Origin of the sequence: Caenibacillus caldisaponilyticus, from assembly GCF_002003465.1 — a bacterium.
Taxonomy (GTDB): Bacteria; Bacillota; Bacilli; order Bacillales; family Sporolactobacillaceae; genus Caenibacillus; species Caenibacillus caldisaponilyticus.
In genome coordinates this window covers 1-916 of record NZ_BDDQ01000152.1, presented here as the reverse complement: position 1 = coordinate 916, position 916 = coordinate 1, and the positions used below count along the sequence as shown (strand labels likewise).

Below are 916 nucleotides of genomic sequence, written 5' to 3'. Positions count from 1 at the left end.
GGCTTTTSGAATCAGATSCTAATCGAGTAGGAGGGGGTGACGAACCCCCGTCCCCTCACACCACCTAGCATGCGGGTCCGCACTAGGCGGTTCGCCAATCTTGACGGAGTTCAAAATATCTCTGCGTTAAACTCTTCAGCCCTTGCTTAAGCCAGTAGGCTTTGCCAAGGGCTTTATGCAATTGAGGCGTCCTTGTCGTACGCCAAGCCCCTTTCCGAGTGTTAGCGATCTCGAACACTTCGTGTTCTTTGAGCCCAAGGGCTCTCAGTTCACGAATTCGAGTTCTCACCCTTTTCCATTGGTGCCAACGGCACAGTCTCAACCTTCTTCTTATCCATTCTTCCAGGCGCTTCAAGGGAGAGGGGGTCTCAATTAACGCGAAGTACCCCATCCATCCCATGGTATATTGGTTGAGTTTCCGGATACGTTCCTCCATTGGAAGACTCCAATTCGGATTCGTCAGTTGCCGGATTTTATTCTTAAACCGTTGAACGGATTTCGGGGCGAGTCGGATTCGAGCTTCTCGTTGAGACGTGAAGCTGAACCCTAGAAACTTTCGTTTCCAGGGGCGGTCGACCGCACTTTTCTCCTCGTTGACTTTGAGTTTTAACTTCTTCTCCAGATACTTTTGAACGCTTTGTTTGACTCTTTGGCCCGCACGCGGACTGCGGACATAAATGTTACAGTCATCGGCGTAGCGGCAGAACTTCAACCCCCGCTTTTCAAGTTCTTTATCCAGATCATCCAGCAGGATGTTGGCCAAGAGCGGACTCAATGGCCCGCCTTGCGGCGTGCCTTCCTCTGAACGAACCCGGACACCTTCCAGCATCACCCCAGCTTTTAAGTAGGCCCTTATCAATTTCAGAACTCGCTTGTCCTCGACCTTCCGTGCAACCCGGCTCATCAGAATGTCGTG

General features: G+C 51.4%; 1 protein-coding gene. It reads right to left on the bottom strand.

Annotated elements, in window-relative coordinates; all coding sequences use genetic code 11:
* Nucleotides 1-82: 82 nt before the first annotated feature.
* The coding region (locus CCB157_RS16940; protein WP_274519649.1) for a group II intron maturase-specific domain-containing protein at nt 83-916 on the bottom strand (834 nt) is incomplete at its 5' end.